Annotated in this window: 14 protein-coding genes; 1 reads left to right on the top strand and 13 read right to left on the bottom strand. The window is 72.1% G+C overall.

Translation table 11 applies throughout. From position 1 onward, the window contains the following. Positions 1-3 precede the first annotated feature (3 nt). The 4 genes from mtrA to efeU form a co-directional block, all read right to left on the bottom strand. Entirely contained in the window at positions 4-693 is a 690-nt protein-coding gene (mtrA, locus tag ABZU46_RS17915) for an MtrAB system response regulator MtrA (protein WP_007455837.1), read from the bottom strand. Positions 694-1,027: 334 nt separating this feature from the next. After that, entirely contained in the window at positions 1,028-2,305 is a 1,278-nt protein-coding gene (efeB, locus tag ABZU46_RS17910; protein ID WP_354859037.1) for an iron uptake transporter deferrochelatase/peroxidase subunit, read from the bottom strand. 25 nt (positions 2,306-2,330) lie between these two features. Further along, positions 2,331-3,464, bottom strand: coding sequence for an iron uptake system protein EfeO (gene efeO / locus ABZU46_RS17905; protein WP_354859035.1), 1,134 nt, complete (start codon positions 3,462-3,464; stop codon positions 2,331-2,333). 23 nt (positions 3,465-3,487) lie between these two features. Next, a complete protein-coding gene (gene efeU, locus ABZU46_RS17900) occupies positions 3,488-4,495 on the bottom strand; it encodes an iron uptake transporter permease EfeU (RefSeq protein WP_354859033.1) in 1,008 nt (335 codons plus the stop codon). 168 nt (positions 4,496-4,663) lie between these two features. On the opposite strand from efeU, the gene ABZU46_RS17895 reads away from it, so the two are divergent. Further along, positions 4,664-4,822 carry a hypothetical protein gene (locus tag ABZU46_RS17895; protein WP_354859030.1) on the top strand — a complete coding sequence of 53 codons (159 nt, stop codon included), beginning with the start codon at positions 4,664-4,666 and terminating at the stop codon, positions 4,820-4,822. A gap of 75 nt (positions 4,823-4,897) precedes the next feature. Here the strand turns inward: ABZU46_RS17895 and ahcY are convergent, their stop codons facing one another. The 9 genes from ahcY to ABZU46_RS17850 all read right to left on the bottom strand — a co-directional run. After that, positions 4,898-6,397: an adenosylhomocysteinase gene (gene ahcY / locus ABZU46_RS17890; protein ID WP_354859028.1), complete on the bottom strand. Its 1,500-nt coding sequence runs from the start codon at positions 6,395-6,397 to the stop codon at positions 4,898-4,900. Between the two features lie 264 nt (positions 6,398-6,661). Next, the gene (manA, locus tag ABZU46_RS17885; RefSeq protein ID WP_354859026.1) at positions 6,662-7,825 is read right to left on the bottom strand and encodes a mannose-6-phosphate isomerase, class I; all 1,164 of its coding nucleotides are present in this window, start codon (positions 7,823-7,825) and stop codon (positions 6,662-6,664) included. A gap of 4 nt (positions 7,826-7,829) precedes the next feature. Continuing rightward, entirely contained in the window at positions 7,830-8,837 is a 1,008-nt protein-coding gene (locus ABZU46_RS17880) for a cation diffusion facilitator family transporter (RefSeq protein ID WP_354859023.1), read from the bottom strand. Positions 8,838-8,895: 58 nt separating this feature from the next. Then, positions 8,896-10,092 (bottom strand): SIS domain-containing protein, encoded by a 1,197-nt coding sequence (locus ABZU46_RS17875; RefSeq protein WP_234587712.1) that lies wholly within the window; start codon positions 10,090-10,092, stop codon positions 8,896-8,898. After that, on the bottom strand, positions 10,089-10,274 hold the full coding sequence (locus tag ABZU46_RS17870) for a Trm112 family protein (RefSeq protein WP_354859020.1): 186 nt from the start codon (positions 10,272-10,274) through the stop codon (positions 10,089-10,091). Before ABZU46_RS17870 ends, ABZU46_RS17875 begins: the two co-directional genes overlap by 4 nt. A 61-nt stretch (positions 10,275-10,335) precedes the next feature. Next, a complete protein-coding gene (locus tag ABZU46_RS17865) occupies positions 10,336-11,721 on the bottom strand; it encodes a phosphomannomutase/phosphoglucomutase (protein WP_354859018.1) in 1,386 nt (461 codons plus the stop codon). A 69-nt stretch (positions 11,722-11,790) separates the two neighbouring features. Next, a complete protein-coding gene (locus tag ABZU46_RS17860) occupies positions 11,791-12,849 on the bottom strand; it encodes a hypothetical protein (protein ID WP_354859016.1) in 1,059 nt (352 codons plus the stop codon). A gap of 206 nt (positions 12,850-13,055) precedes the next feature. Next, the gene (gene nfi / locus ABZU46_RS17855) at positions 13,056-13,808 is read right to left on the bottom strand and encodes a deoxyribonuclease V (RefSeq protein ID WP_354859014.1); all 753 of its coding nucleotides are present in this window, start codon (positions 13,806-13,808) and stop codon (positions 13,056-13,058) included. Positions 13,809-13,984: 176 nt separating this feature from the next. Beyond that, the coding region (locus ABZU46_RS17850; protein ID WP_354859012.1) for a tetratricopeptide repeat protein at positions 13,985-14,425 on the bottom strand (441 nt) is incomplete at its 5' end.

Here is a 14,425-nt window from a genome sequence, read left to right as displayed (position 1 = left end):
AGGCTATCCGGTGCCCGCCTTGTAGCCCACGCCCCGCACGGTGAGGATGATTTCCGGCCGCTCCGGATCTGGCTCGATCTTGGCGCGCAGCCGCTGCACGTGCACGTTGACCAGTCGGGTGTCGGCCGCGTGCCGATAGCCCCAGACCTGCTCCAGCAGCACCTCGCGGGTGAAGACCTGACGCGGCTTGCGAGCGAGCGCGACCAGCAGGTCGAACTCCAACGGCGTCAGCTTCACCTCCTCGTCGTTGCGGCTCACGGTGTGGGCCGGCACGTCGATGGTGATCTGGTTGCCGGGCGGGCCGATGGTCAGCATCTCCGGCGCCACGTCCTCGCCACGGCGCAACCGGGCCCGCATCCGGGCCACCAGCTCCTTGGGCTTGAACGGCTTGACCACGTAGTCGTCGGCACCGGACTCCAGGCCGAGGACGACGTCCACGGTGTCGCTCTTGGCAGTCAGCATGACGATCGGCACGCCGGATTCGGCACGGATCGACCGCGCCACGTCGATACCACTCATTCCGGGCAACATGAGGTCGAGCAGGACGATATCCGGCCGACTGTCACGAAAGGCGGCCAACGCCCGCTCGCCATCGGCCACGAACGAGGGCAGGAAACCCTCACTGCGCAGCACGATGCCGAGCATCTCGGCGAGTGCGGGGTCGTCGTCGACCACCAGTACCCGGGCTCTCATGGGATTAATATTGCATCCCCGTTCAGTTCGGTGGGACCGGCGTCAGCCGGCACGGATAGTGCCGCCGGCAAACCAGTCACCGCGACCCGCGGCGGCGGCGCCACGTGGTGCGAGGTCCAGCGCAGGGATCGGTTCCCGGGCCGGCTGCCACCATGATCCCCCCTCGGCGCCGTCCGGCGCCACCGTAGCCCCCGGCCGGCCGCGCTGTCGCCATCCGGACGACGGGTCGCCGCCGCGATCCGGTTAGGGCCTGTTTCATAAGGGCGGTCGAGCCGAGGCGGAGTCCGGGCGGCCGCCGCAGGCCGGCCAGTTCTTATGAAACAGGCCCTAGCGCTCAGCCGAAGAGCGCGCGGCCCCAGTGGTCCCCACCGTCGCGCACTCCGGGCGGGCAGGCGAACAGGCCGCTGGAGACGTGCCGCAGATATTCGTTCATCACGTCATGGCGGGCCAACTGGGTCTGGATCGGCACGAACTGCCGGCGCGGGTCCCGCTGGTAGGCGATGAAGAAGAGGCCGGCGTCGAGCCGGCCGAGACCGTCCGAGCCGTCGACGAAGTTGTAGCCCCGCCGCAGCAGGTGCGCGCCGTTGTTCCGGCTCGGGTGGGCCAGGGCGACGTGGGCGTGCTCGGCGATCAGCGGCTTGCCGTCGTCCCCGCGTGCCGCGAAGTCCGGCTCGTCGAATTCCTTGCTGCGCCCGAGCGGGGCGCCGCTGCCCTTGGTCCGACCGACGATCTCCTCCTGCTCGGCCAGGGAGGTCCGGTCCCAGGTCTCCACGAGCATCCGGATCTTGCGGGTGACCAGGTACGACCCGCCGGTCATCCAGTCCGGCCCGTCGCCCGGCTGCACCCACAGCTGGTCGCGGAGCAGGTTGGTCTCCTCGGCCTTGAGGTTGGCCGTGCCGTCCTTGAAGCCGAACAGGTTGCGGGCGGTCGCCTGGTCCCGGGACGTCGACGACGTACGGCCGAAGCCGAGCTGCGACCAGCGGACGCTGACCACCCCCATGCCGATCCGCGCCAGGTTGCGGATCGCGTGCACCGCCACCTGGGGGTCGTTGGCGCACGCCTGCACGCACAGGTCGCCACCGGAGATCGGGGCCTGCAACGCGTCACCGGGGAACCTGGGCAGCTCGGCCAGGGCGGCCGGGCGGCGGTCGGCGATGCTGAAGCGGTCCCGTCCGTCGGCGTCGCGGAACAGCGTCGGGCCGAAGCCGATGGTCAGGGTGAGCTGCGACGGCGGGAGGCCGAGCGCCTCACCGGTGTCGTCCGGCGGGGCCTCCGGCATGCCACCGACCGCGCCGAGCACCCCGGCGTCGCGGCCGGCCGTCATGCGCACGGCGGCGGCCGTCCACTCCTGGAGCATCTCGACCAGGCGGGCCCGGTCCTTGGCGATCACGTCGAAGGCGACGAAGTGCAGCCGATCCTGCGCCGGGGTGACGATGCCGGCCTGGTGCTCCCCGTGGAACGGGACCGCGCCCGCCGGGTGGTCGCTGGCCGCCGCCGGGCCACGGGAGTCGCCCACCAGCGCGCCCGCGCCGGCGGCCACCCCGGCGACTCCGGCCACCCCCGCGCCGGCGAGCGTGATGGCCCGTCGGCGCGTCAACCTGCTTGCGCTCATCGACTCGACTCTCCCTGCGTCCCGGTCACCGGGCGACGACTGCGGCGACCTTGCTGATCGGCTCGGCGAGCGCGTTGATGCCGTCGGAGAGCTCCTTGAGCTCAGCCTTGCTCAACGCGGTGTGCAGCTTCCACCCGTCGCCGTCGCGGTGCTTGCCGAGCTGCGCCTCGACGTTCGCGAACTCGGTGTCGAGCTGCTTGACCAGCTCCGGCGAGCGCTGCTCCAACGCGGGCCGGAGGGCGGACAGCGCCGCCTTGGAACCGTCCAGGTTGGCGGCGAAGTCCCACAGGTCGGTGTGCGAGTAGCGCTCCTCCTCGCCGGTGATCTTGCCGCTGGCGACCTCGTCGAGCAGCTCCTTCGCGCCGTTGGCGAGCTGGAGCGGGGAGAGCTTCTCGGCGTTGGCCTTCGCCACGACCTCCTTGACGTCGACCAGCAGCCGGTCCGCGATCGGGCCGTCCTTGCTGATGTCGCCGGACTGCCAGAGGTCCTTCTCGATCCGGTGGAAGCCGGTGAACTCCATGCCCTCCTCGATGACCTCCTCGCGGCCGTCGATCTTGGGGTCCAGGTCGCCGAAGATCTCGGCCACCGGCTCGATCCGCTCCCAGTAGGTGCGCGCGACCGGGTAGAGCGCCTTGGCCTTCGCCACGTCGCCAGCCTTCACCGCGGCGACGAACTCCTCGGTCTTCTCCAGCAACGCGCCGGTCTGGCTCTTGACGTAGCGCTGGTAGTTGTCGGTGGCCCCGGCCAGGGCGGCGTCGGCGGTCAGCGGCTGCGCCGACCCGCTGACCTTGAGCGCGCCCCGGATGCCCTTGCCGCTCATCCCCGGCTTGCAGGCCGTCTCGTACGTGCCCGCCGGCAGCTCGACGTGCAGCTCGCGGCTCAGCCCGGGGGCGATGTTCTCCACCTCGCCCATCACCCGGTCGCCGGAGGCGTACACGTAGAACTCGGTGACCTTCGCGCCCGAGTTGGTGATCTTGAAGGTGGCGGTTCCGGCGCCGAGGTCGGTCGTGCCGACCTCGCAGGCGGTGTCGGTGGCCTTGACCACGATCGCGCCGCCGGCCGCGCCCGCCTCATCCTTCTTGGAGTCGGAGCACGCGGCGACGCCGGCCGTCGCCAGCACGCCGGCAGCGGCCAGCGCGAAGAATCGGGTGGTACGCATCTGGGCTGTCTCTCCTCGTGGGGTCAGGCACGCTGCGGCGTTGATGCCGCGTCGGCCTCGGCCTCGGTGCCGGTGTCGGCCCCGCGCTCGGTGACGGTGGTGGTGCTCGTGGCGTCCGGAGACGTCGACTCGGCCGCCGACGCGGCGACGGCGGGCGCCGAGGCCGCGGGGGGTGCCGCCGCGGAGGGCGCGGCCGGCACCGCGGTGGCCGCGGCCGGTGCGGGGGTACGCCGGGTCGGGCGCAGGAAGAGCGCCAGGACCGGCACGGCGTACGCGATCCAGGCGATCGTCTCGAGCACGGTGGGCGCCGGGGTCACGTTGAACATCCCGGCCAGCAGCGCCGCGTACCAGGTGGTCGGGTCGAGCGTGCTGGTGATGTCGAAGGCCAGGTCGTTGAGGCCGGGCAGGACACCGGACTCCTGGAAGTCGTGCACGCCGTACTTGAGGATGCCGGCGGCGACCAGGATCAGCAGGGCACCGGTCCAGGTGAAGAACTTGCTGAGGTTGATCCGCAGGGCGCTGGCGTACAGCAGCACGCCGAGCACCACGGCGGTGAGGATGCCGCCGATCAGCGCGAGCAGCGGCCCGCTGTCGCCGGCCGCGCCCTGGGCGGCGGAGTAGAAGATCAGGGCGGTTTCGAGGCCCTCCCGGATCACCGCGAGGAAGGCCATCCCGGCGACGGCGAGCGACCCGACGGCCAGTGCCTCGGTGAGCTTGCCGCGCAGCTCGCCCGCGATGGTGCGGGCCGCCTTGCGCATCCAGAAAATCATCCAGGTGACGAACACCACGGCCGCGACGGAGGTGATGGCCTCGAACAGCTCGCGGTCCTCGGAGCGGGACAGCAGCGAGGTCGAGGTGTACTCGATGAGCCAGCCGAAGAGCACCGAGAGCGCCACGGCAAGGCCGACGCCCGCCCACACCTGCGGCAACCGGTCCCGGCGCTGCGACTTCACCAGGAAGGCGACCAGGATGCTGACCACCAGGGTCGCTTCCAGGCCCTCCCGCAGGCCGATCAGGTAGGTGGCGAACATTCTGGCTCCGTGTTCATTAGGCACGCCTCAGCTAACTTAGGGCAGCCATACCTTCCTCCAGTTCCGGGACCTCGTCAAGTCGTTCATGACAAGCTCACTCTCGCTGTGACCTGGTCTTCGGCGGCCGCCACGAACCGGTCACCGTCCGAGCGTGGGAGGATCCCTGCCGTGAAGGCTTTCCTGCCGTGGCTGGCGGTGCTCGCCGTGGTGCTGCTGCTCAGCGCGCTGCGCCTCCGGGCACTGGCCACCGTCGTGTCCCTGGGCTGGCTGGCCTGGTGCGCGTGGACGTGGTTCCGCCCCAGCCGCCGCGACTCCCGCTCCGGCTGACGTCCCGTCCCGCCCTGGCGGGAACGACGAACCGGGCCGGCTGCGAACAGCCGACCCGGTTCGAAGAGATGTCGATCAGTAGCGGTAGTGGTCCGGCTTGAACGGCCCCTCCTGCGAGACGCCCAGGTACGCGGCCTGCTCCTTGGTGAGCTTGCTCAGCTTGGCGCCGAGCGCGCCCAGGTGCAGGCGGGCCACCTTCTCGTCCAGGTGCTTGGGCAGCACGTAGACGCCGACCGGGTACTCCTCGGTCTTGGTGAACAGCTCGATCTGGGCGATCGTCTGGTTGGCGAACGAGTTCGACATCACGAAGCTCGGGTGCCCGGTCGCGTTGCCCAGGTTCAGCAGACGCCCCTCGGACAGCACGATGATGGCGTGCCCGTCGGCGAAGCGCCACAGGTCGACCTGCGGCTTGATGTTGATCCGCTCGACGTCCGAGCGCTTGGCCAGGCCGGCCATGTCGATCTCGTTGTCGAAGTGGCCGATGTTGCCGACGATGGCCTGGTGCTTCATCCGGGCCATGTGCTCGTTGGTGATGACGTCGAAGCAGCCGGTGGCGGTGATGAAGATGTCCGCCTGCTCGACCACGTCGTCCAGGGTCGCGACCTGGTAACCGTCCATCGCGGCCTGCAGGGCGCAGATCGGGTCGACCTCGGTCACCACGACCCGGGCGCCCTGGCCGCGCAGCGACTCGGCGCAGCCCTTGCCCACGTCGCCGTAGCCCATCACGACGGCCATCTTGCCGCCGATCAGCACGTCGGTGGCCCGGTTGAGGCCGTCGATCAGGGAGTGGCGGCAGCCGTACTTGTTGTCGAACTTGCTCTTGGTCACCGAGTCGTTGACGTTGATGGCCGGGAAGAGCAGCGTGCCCGCGCGGTGCATCTCGTAGAGGCGGTGCACGCCGGTGGTGGTCTCCTCGGTGACGCCCTTGATGCCGGCGGCGATCCGGGTCCAGCGCTGGCCGTCCTCGGCGAGCGAGCGGTGCAGCAGTTCGAGGATGACCCCGTACTCCTCGGAGTCGGCGGACTCGACCGGCGGCACGACGCCGGCCTTCTCGAACTCCGCGCCCTTGTGGACCAGCAGGGTGGCGTCGCCGCCGTCGTCGAGGATCATGTTCGGGCCCTGCCCGTCCGGCCAGACGAGCACCTGCTCGGTGCACCACCAGTACTCCGGAAGGGTCTCGCCCTTCCAGGCGTACACCGGGACGCCGGCGGGGGCCTCGGGGGTGCCGTTCGGGCCGACGACGATCGCGGCGGCGGCGTGGTCCTGGGTGGAGAAGATGTTGCAGGACGCCCAGCGGACCTGCGCGCCGAGGGCGACCAGCGTCTCGATCAGGACGGCGGTCTGGATGGTCATGTGCAGCGAACCGGTGATCCGGGCGCCAGTGAGCGGCTGCGCCTCGGCGAACTCCCGCCGGATCGCCATCAGGCCGGGCATCTCGTGCTCGGCGAGCTGGATCTCCTTGCGCCCGAACTCGGCGAGCGACAGATCCGCCACCTTGAAGTCGCCCTCGGCGAGCGTGCTCGGCCGGGCCTCGGACGGCGTACCGCTGGCGGCCGCCGGGAGGGTGCTGGTCATGAAAGCTCCTGTCGAACGATGTCTGCGCCGATCCTCCACCTTACGCGCGCTGGCGACGGGCGCCGGGGGACGGGCTGTGGACAGCGCACGGGGCGGTCGGTGGTGGACAGACCCGCTGCCCACTTCCGCCCGCCCCGTGCATCCCCCCGGTTTGGTTCCCCGCACGTTGTCGGACCGTCGTCGCGATAACGCTGCGTACTCATAGAGTCACATTCAGCCAGGGGCACGTCAAGCTATTCCGGGAAAGTCGGACTTGTGTCGGGCTCAGCGCAGCCCCGACGTCGCCACGTACGCCTCACCGTCGCCGCCGACCAGCAGCGGCTCACCGGACGCCGTGCCGATCGCCGCCTGGCCGGACGCCAGCGTCAGCGCGCCCGCCCCGTCGTCGACCGTGACCGAGCCCGCAGCGCAGAGCACCACCCGGGGGCCGGGCAGCGCCACGGTGACCTCCGGCACGGCCGCGCCGACCCGCACCCGGTGCAGCGCGAAGTCGTCCACCGGCACCGGCCAGCAGTCCACGCCCGGGGCGATCGGCTGCGCGGCACGTACCGGATCGTCGAGCACCTCGAAACGCAGCACCCGCAGCAACTCGTCGACGTCCACCCGCTTCGGGGTCAGACCCCCGCGCAGCACGTTGTCGCTCGCCGCCATGATCTCCACGCCGCAGCCGCTCAGGTACGCGTGCAGGTTGCCCGCCGGCATCCAGATCGCCTCTCCCGGCACCAGCCGCAGGTGGTGCAGCAGCAGCGCCACCAGCACGCCCGGGTCGCCCGGATAGGCGGTCGCCAACCGGCGGGCCAACTCCGCGTCCGGGCCGTCGGCCGCCGACGCCAGGGCGGCACGCAGCAGCCCGTCGCGCTCGGCGACCGGCCAGCCGAGCAGTGTCCGCACGGCCGTGCGCAGCCCCGCCGGCCCGGCCCGCAGCGCGTCGACCACCGGCCCCAACGCCGGTACGCCGAACGCGGCGAGCGCCTCGGCCGACTCGGCCGGATCCCGGAAGCCGCACAGCGCCTCGAACGGGGTGAGCGCGACCAGCAACTCCGGCTTGTGGTGCGGGTCGGAGTAGTTGCGCTCCCCCGCCGGCCGGCCCGCCTCCGCCGCGAAACCCACCCGGGCCTGCTCGGCGTCCGGGTGAGCCTGCAGGCTCAGCGGCGCGTCGGCGGCGAGGACCTTGAGCAGGAACGGCAGCCGGGTGCCGAACCGGTCGGTCACCCGCTGGCCCAGCCACTGCCCCGGCTCGTCGCGCACCAGGTCACAGAGGCTCACCCGCAGGCCGGCGCGCTCCACCCTGGCCGGGGCGCCGGGGTGGGCGCCCAGCCACAGCTCCGCCTCCGGGCCGGTGCTGGGCACCGGTCGACCCTGCAACATGGCGATGGCTGAGCGGGACCCCCAGGCGTAATCCCGGATCGGTCCGTACAGCGGTTCCACCGTCTCAGCCCCCGGGCCGCCCGACCGCCTCGCCCGACGCGTCCTCGGGCTGCGGTACGGCGGTGTCGGCGGCGGTGCCGGTGCCGGCCGCCGCGGCGGCGGCGCTGTAGATGTCCGGCTCCAGGTAGATCACCCGGGCGATCGGCACCGCGGTGCGGATTCGCGCCTCCACGGCGTTGATGCCACGGGCCACGTCGTGGGCGCTCTCGCAGGCCGGCACGCCGATCTTCGCGGCCACCATCAGCTCTTCCGGGCCCAGGTAGAGCGTCTTCATGTGGATGATCCGCTCCACCTCGGGGCCCTCGGTGATGGCCCGCTCGATGGCGGCCAGGTCCTGCTGCTCGGCGCCCTCACCGAGCAGCAGGCTCTTGGTCTCGATGGCCAGCACGATGGCGATGACCACCAGCAGGATGCCGATCATCGCGGTGCCGGCGGCGTCCCACCGGCCGTTGCCGGTGATCAGCGTCATGCCGACGCCGAAGAGCGCGAAGACCAGACCGACAAGCGCGCCGAAGTCCTCCAGGAGCACCACCGGCAGCTCCGGCGCCTTGGCCCGCCGGATGAAGCGCACCCAGGACTGGTTGCCCCGGATGTGGTTGGACTCCTTGATCGCCGTCCGGAAGGAGAACGACTCCATGGCGATCGCCGCCAGCAGCACCGCCACCGGAAGCCACTGCCACTCGGTGATGCCCTCCGCGTGCGACCACTTGTGGTACGCCTCGTAGAGGGCGAACAGGCCGCCGATGCTGAACAGCACGATCGACACGATGAACGCGTAGATGTAGCGCTCCCGGCCGTACCCGAACGGGTGTTCCGGGGTGGCCGCGCGCTTCGCCCGCTTCCCGCCGAGCAGCAGCAGACCCTGGTTACCGGAGTCGGCGACCGAGTGGACCGCCTCGGCCAGCATCGACGAGGACCCGGAGAGCAGGAACGCGATGAACTTGGTGACAGCGATGCCGACGTTGGCCAGCAGGGCGGCGACGATCGCCTTCGTCCCGCCGTTCGCGCTCACGCCGCCACTCCGCTTCGCGTCGTGGTGACGTACGTGACGCGCCGCCCCCTGCGTACGTTCACTGGTTCGACAGCTCCTTCATCTCGGTGATGGCCGGGACGGCCATCGGGTCCAATCCGTGTGCCAGAGCAAGGTAGATCGAGGCGAAGTCCGGTACGGCGATCAGGGAGGCAAGCCGCTCCAGAGCCGACCCACCCTCGGCGGTCACCACGTCGCAGCGCACACCACGGCGCTCCGCGAGGGTCTGCACCGCGTCCGCGCGGCGCTCCTCGACCGCGAGCGGCTCGTCCGTGTCGTCCTCGGCGTTGAGGCCGCCGTCGCGCAGCAGGACCAGCCGCAGCCGGGTGCCCTCGCCGTCGTCCTCCGCCGGGTCGGCGAAGATGTCCCGCTCCCCCTCGGCCAGGCCGCCGAAGACCCCGTCCAGCAGCCCGACCCGGCCCCGCCCGGCCTCGCCCAGCGCCCCGGTGACCACCGGGTAGCGGGCGTTGGCGGACAGGGTGTCACCGAAGCGGCGGGCCGCCACGGTGGCCAGCGGGGACGAGCCCCACACGATCGGGATCGAGCCGGCCAGGCCCAGCGCCAGCGACTTGGCCGGGTTGACGAACGACTCGGCGGCGGAGCGGCAGCGGTCGGCGTCCGCGTCCAGCCGGGCCGCCGTCTCCGCCAGGTCCGCCTCGTTGACCTTCACCAACCCGAGCGAACGCGCGGCGAGCAGCACCGGCACGGTGAGCGCCCAGAGACTGGCCCGGGCCGGCGCGCGGCGCGGCACCGGGATGAACGGCGCGCGGGCCCGCTCGGCCACCGACTGCAACTGCGAGTCCGGGGCGCCCACCGCGACCAGCCGGGCACCGCGACGGTGCGCGGCCTCGGCGGCGCCCAACGCCTCCGGGCTCCGACCGGACGCGCTCACCGCGATCACCACGTCGGCGGCGCCCACCCAACCGGGTACGCCCGCGCTGCGGTGCCCGATGATCGGAACCGGGCAGCGCGGCCCGGCGACCGTGGCCAGCACGTCACCGGTACGCCCGGCGGTGCCGATGCCGGCGATCACCACGGCCCGGGGACGCCCGTCGTCGGCGAGCACCGCCAGGTTCGCCTCGGCGGCCAACGCCGCGCTCTCGCGCACCTGGGCGCCGGCCGACGCGGTGTGCCGCAGCATGCCGCCCGGGTCGTGCTCGGCCAGCGCGTCCGGGTTGTCGAGCAGGGCCTCGTCGGCGTCACGACGCCCGCTGACCCCGGCCGTACCGTCGATCATGACTGCAGTCCGGGGCCGCCACGCGCCTCGTCGAGCAGCAGCACCGGCACGTCGTCGCGGACCTCGAAGATCCGGCCGCACTCCGTGCAGGTCAACGTCTGCGCCTCCGCGTCGTAGGTGAGCGGGGCGTGGTGCGTGTCCGGGCAGGCAAGGATCTCGAGCAACTGCGGATCCAGGGCCATGGCGCGGCTCCTTCCACGAGTGCGGGGTCACCGGCGGCGGTGCCGACCGGCGCAGGCGATCTTATCGGCGAACGCGGCCGAGCACCTCGTCCCGCAGCGAGACCATCCGCTCGCGGGTGGGCGCCTCGACGTTGAGCCGCAGCAGCGGCTCCGTGTTGGAGGCACGCAGATTGAACCAGGCGCCGTCGGGGAAACGCAGCGTCAGCCCGTCCATCTCGTCGGCCGTCGCGTCCGGGTACGCGGCACGCACCTCGGCCACCGCCGCGGCCTGGTCGGCGACCGTCGAGTTGATCTCGCCGGAGGCGATGTAGCGCTCGTACTCGCCGGCCAGCACGGACAGCGGCTGCGACTGCTCGCCCAGGGCGGCCAGGGTGTGCATCGCGGCGAGCATTCCGGTGTCGGCGAACCAGAAGTCCCGGAAGTAGTAGTGCGCGGAGTGCTCGCCGCCGAAGACCGCGTTGGTGCGGGCCATCTCCGCCTTGATGAAGGAGTGCCCGACCCGGGCGACCACCGGCTCCCCACCGTGCTCGCGGATGATCTCCGCGACCGCACTGGAGGTGATCAGACCGTGGATCACCGTGGAGCCCGGGTGCTTGGCCAGCTCACGCGCCGCGACCAGCGCGGTGATCGCCGACGGCGACACCGGCTCGCCGCGCTCGTCCACCACGAAGCACCGGTCGGCGTCCCCGTCGAAGGCCAGGCCGATGTCGGCCCCGTGCTCGACCACGGCACGCTGGAGGTCGACCAGGTTCGCCGGGTCCAGCGGGTTCGCCTCGTGGTTGGGGAAGCTGCCGTCCAGCTCGAAGTAGAGCGGCACGATCTCCAACGGCAGGGGCGACAGGGCGGCGTCGCCGAGCACGGTGGGGACGGTGAAGCCACCCATCCCGTTGCCGGCGTCGACCACCACCTTCAGCGGCCGGATGCCGGAGAGGTCGACCAGCTTGCGCAGGTACGCGGCGTAGTCGGGAAGCAGGTCCCGCCGCTCGGCCGGGCGGGTCGGCTCACCCGCCGGGCGCGACGCCCCGGAGTCCAGCAGGGCCTGCGCCCGCTCCCGGATCTCCGCCAGCCCGCTGTCCTGGCCGATCGGCCGGGCGCCGGAGCGGCACATCTTGATGCCGTTGTACTGCGCCGGGTTGTGACTGGCGGTGAACATCGCGCCGGGCAGGTCGAGCGAGCCGGAGGCGAAGTAGAGCAGGTCGGTGGAGGCGAGCCCGATCTCGATCACCGAGCGGCCCTCGGCCCGCACCCCGGCGGCGAACGCGGCGGCCAGGCCGGGCGAACTGGCCCGCATGTCGTACCCGACGACAACCGTGTCGCCAGGCTCGTCACTGGCGTTGAGCAGCTGGGTGAAGGCGGCCCCGAGCGCCTCGGCGACCCGTTCGTCCCACTGGTCCGGCACCGTCCCTCGGACGTCGTACGCCTTCACGATCTGGGACAGATCAGACACTAGTTCCGCTCCTTGGCCGCAGGTTTCCAACGAACCTGAGCGTATCGGAGCGTCCGGGCCCGGCCCCGGTCAGCCGGGGAGCCGAGGCATGAACACGGTGTGATCGCCGCCGTCGGGCGGCGTGGGCGGGTCACCGGGCAGCGGCCGGGCACCCGGACCAGCCGGAGCACCCGGCATCGGTTGCGTGGCGTCCGGAGTCGGCGGCACGGGTCGCGCCCCGTAGACCCCTCCGCCGGCGGGGCGGGGCGAAGGAACCTGGCCGGCGGTCGACGGCTGCTGGCCGTACACCGGGCCGGGTTGACCGGGCACGGCGGGTGACCCACCGCCGGAGCGGTAGGTGGTGCCACCGGGGTTGCCCGGCAGCGGGCCGGGCTCGTCGGACGGCGTGCGGTCCTGCCGGGAGCGGCGCACCAGCAGCACGATGAGCAGCAGGCCGACCGCCACCATCGCGATGCCGAAGAACATGATGGGCGAACCACCGCCGGACTCGGCGGCCACCGCGGTCACGCTGGGCGCGGCGGACGTCGGGCCCAGCGCGGCCGGGTTCACCACCTCGCCGGCCGCCGCGACCTCGGTGGGACTGGGGGTCGGGGTCGGCTTCTTCGACGGCGTCGGGGTGAGCGACGGGGAGAGCCGCCCGGTGACCTTCGCCGTGTCGGCGCCCTGCCCCAACTGCTGGCCGGCAGCGGTCAGAGCCACACCGGTCACGTAGAGCTGGCCGCCCGGCGCGTCGGCGGCGAACGCCACCCGGTACCGCACGGTGATGCCCTTGCCCTTGCACAGGGTCGGCTTCGCCGGTGCGGTCTGCCCGGTCTCCACGTTGCCGTCACCGCCGCCGACGGCCACCGGAACCCAGTGCCCGCCCGCGTTCACCTGGACCGCCACCTGGCTCGGCTGGAGACCCTCAAGGCGCAGACCCAGGGCGGTACGCAGCAGGACGCAGCCGCCGGAGCGCTTGCGCACCGCGACGTTCACCCCCTGGGCCGAACCCCCGGCGGCGAAGCTGCTGGCCGACCCCACACGGACCGAGTCCTCGTCGGCCAGCGCGGGTGACGCACCGAGCATCACCAGGCCGACCAGCAGACCGCAGACCGTCGCGAGCCGTGCCGCGCGTCGACGCACCGTCATGATCACCTCACCGTTCTCCCCGGGTGGGGTCCGCGGCCAGGCTACTACCGGCCTACCCCCGCCACCGGTCATAGAGCGGCCCGCATGTGTCCGGCGTTACGGTTTACGGCCGGCCCGGCGGCCACCGAGCCTTGATCCACTCGGTATCGGCGATGTCGGGGTGTCGCACGGCCTCGGACACCCCGATATCGGCGATGTCGAGTCGATCACGCTCGGCGATCTCCGTCGGCAGGGCCGAGGGCTCCACCGCCCGATTCGTCCAGGTTGGAGCGTGTGATCCCGGCGAGGGCGTCGCGGCAGAGCCGGTCGGCGGTACGGGTCGTCTCGGGGAGGCGGTAGCGCGGAGTCAACGCGAGCACCTGCGCGGTCGCGTTGTCCAGGCTCATCCGGTGCCCGACGCTCACGAAGACCGGCTTCACCCCGTCCCGGGTCCGTAGCACCCGGCCCACGACCTCACCTCCGTCGCGCAGCGCCGACCAGGCACCCCGCTCGGCGGCCGGTGGACCCCACTCGCCGACCAGCGGCGTCTTGCCCACGCCGATCGCGGGCAGGCCGGTGACCACCCCGAGGTGACAGGCGAGCCCGAACCGGCGCGGATGGGCCACGCCGTGCCCGTCACAGACCAGCAGGTCCGGGCTGGTCGTCAGCGTGTCCAGCGCGGCGAGCAGAGCCGGCAGCTCGCGGAAGGCGAACAGCCCCGGCACGTAACCGAACGAAGGCCGGCCCACACTGACCGCCGAATCCACCACCGCCAACGTCCGGGCGTCCAGCACGGTCACGGCCGCCGCGAGGAGGTCGCCGCTCTCGGCGTACGCGACGTCCAGGCCGGCCACCGTCGCGGGCGCGGCCGGACCCGGCCCGACCAGGTCGACGAGCGGCCGCAACTCCTCCTGTACGGCCACCGCCTCCGCCTCGCTGCGCGGCACGTACCCCAGGTCCGGCGTTGATCCACCAGACATCAGCGCCCACCCTTGATCCACACCGGCCCCCGGCCTTGATCCACTCGGTTTCGGCGATATCGCGGTATCCCACGTCCTCGGACACCCCCATATCGGCGATGTCGAGTCGATCACGCTCGGCGAAGCCCGTCGGCGAGGGCGTCGGTCACCTCGTCGGCTACTTGTCCTACTCGTGATCAGGCGAGTTTCAGCTCGTCGCGGGCCTCCTGCACCCACCGGGCAACACCGTGCGCACCGCTGCCGGCCGCGAGCTCGGCCGCCTCGTCGAGCAGCTCGCGGGCGGCATCCCGGTCACCGTCGGTCGCCGCCAGGTCCGCCAGACCGATCAGGTTCGCCGCGACCCCCGGCGTGAAGGACAGCTCCCGGCGCAGCCGGGTCGACTCCGCCAGCAACTCCCGCGCCGCGTCGACCCGACCGGCGGCCTGCTCACCGAAGCAGAGGTGCCGCAGCACGTACGACAGGGTCAGCTCGTCGCCCGCCTCGGTCGCCAGCTCACGCGCCCGCGCGAAGGCCGGGTCGGCGGTCGCCTGGTCCTGGCGGATCACCTGGTGGACCGTGCCCACCCAGAACAGCGACTCCCCCTCGCCATGAGCGTCACCCAGCTCGCGGTAGAGCTG

The organism is Micromonospora sp. NPDC005197 (assembly GCF_040608295.1).
In the GTDB taxonomy this organism is placed as follows: domain Bacteria; phylum Actinomycetota; class Actinomycetes; order Mycobacteriales; family Micromonosporaceae; genus Micromonospora.
Note: the sequence above shows the minus strand (reverse complement) of the source record. Positions and strands in the feature narration are given on the sequence as shown.

What these genes read in the sequence shown, in the direction of transcription:
- mtrA (WP_007455837.1), bottom strand. Translation starts at nt 693, where the DNA reads ATGAGAGCCCGGGTACTGGTGGTCGACGACGACCCCGCACTCGCCGAG.
- efeB (WP_354859037.1), bottom strand. Translation starts at nt 2,305, where the DNA reads ATGAGCGCAAGCAGGTTGACGCGCCGACGGGCCATCACGCTCGCCGGC.
- efeO (WP_354859035.1), bottom strand. Translation starts at nt 3,464, where the DNA reads ATGCGTACCACCCGATTCTTCGCGCTGGCCGCTGCCGGCGTGCTGGCG.
- efeU (WP_354859033.1), bottom strand. Translation starts at nt 4,495, where the DNA reads ATGTTCGCCACCTACCTGATCGGCCTGCGGGAGGGCCTGGAAGCGACC.
- ahcY (WP_354859028.1), bottom strand. Translation starts at nt 6,397, where the DNA reads ATGACCAGCACCCTCCCGGCGGCCGCCAGCGGTACGCCGTCCGAGGCC.
- ABZU46_RS17875 (WP_234587712.1), bottom strand. Translation starts at nt 10,092, where the DNA reads ATGATCGACGGTACGGCCGGGGTCAGCGGGCGTCGTGACGCCGACGAG.
- ABZU46_RS17870 (WP_354859020.1), bottom strand. Translation starts at nt 10,274, where the DNA reads ATGGCCCTGGATCCGCAGTTGCTCGAGATCCTTGCCTGCCCGGACACG.
- ABZU46_RS17860 (WP_354859016.1), bottom strand. Translation starts at nt 12,849, where the DNA reads ATGACGGTGCGTCGACGCGCGGCACGGCTCGCGACGGTCTGCGGTCTG.
- nfi (WP_354859014.1), bottom strand. Translation starts at nt 13,808, where the DNA reads ATGTCTGGTGGATCAACGCCGGACCTGGGGTACGTGCCGCGCAGCGAG.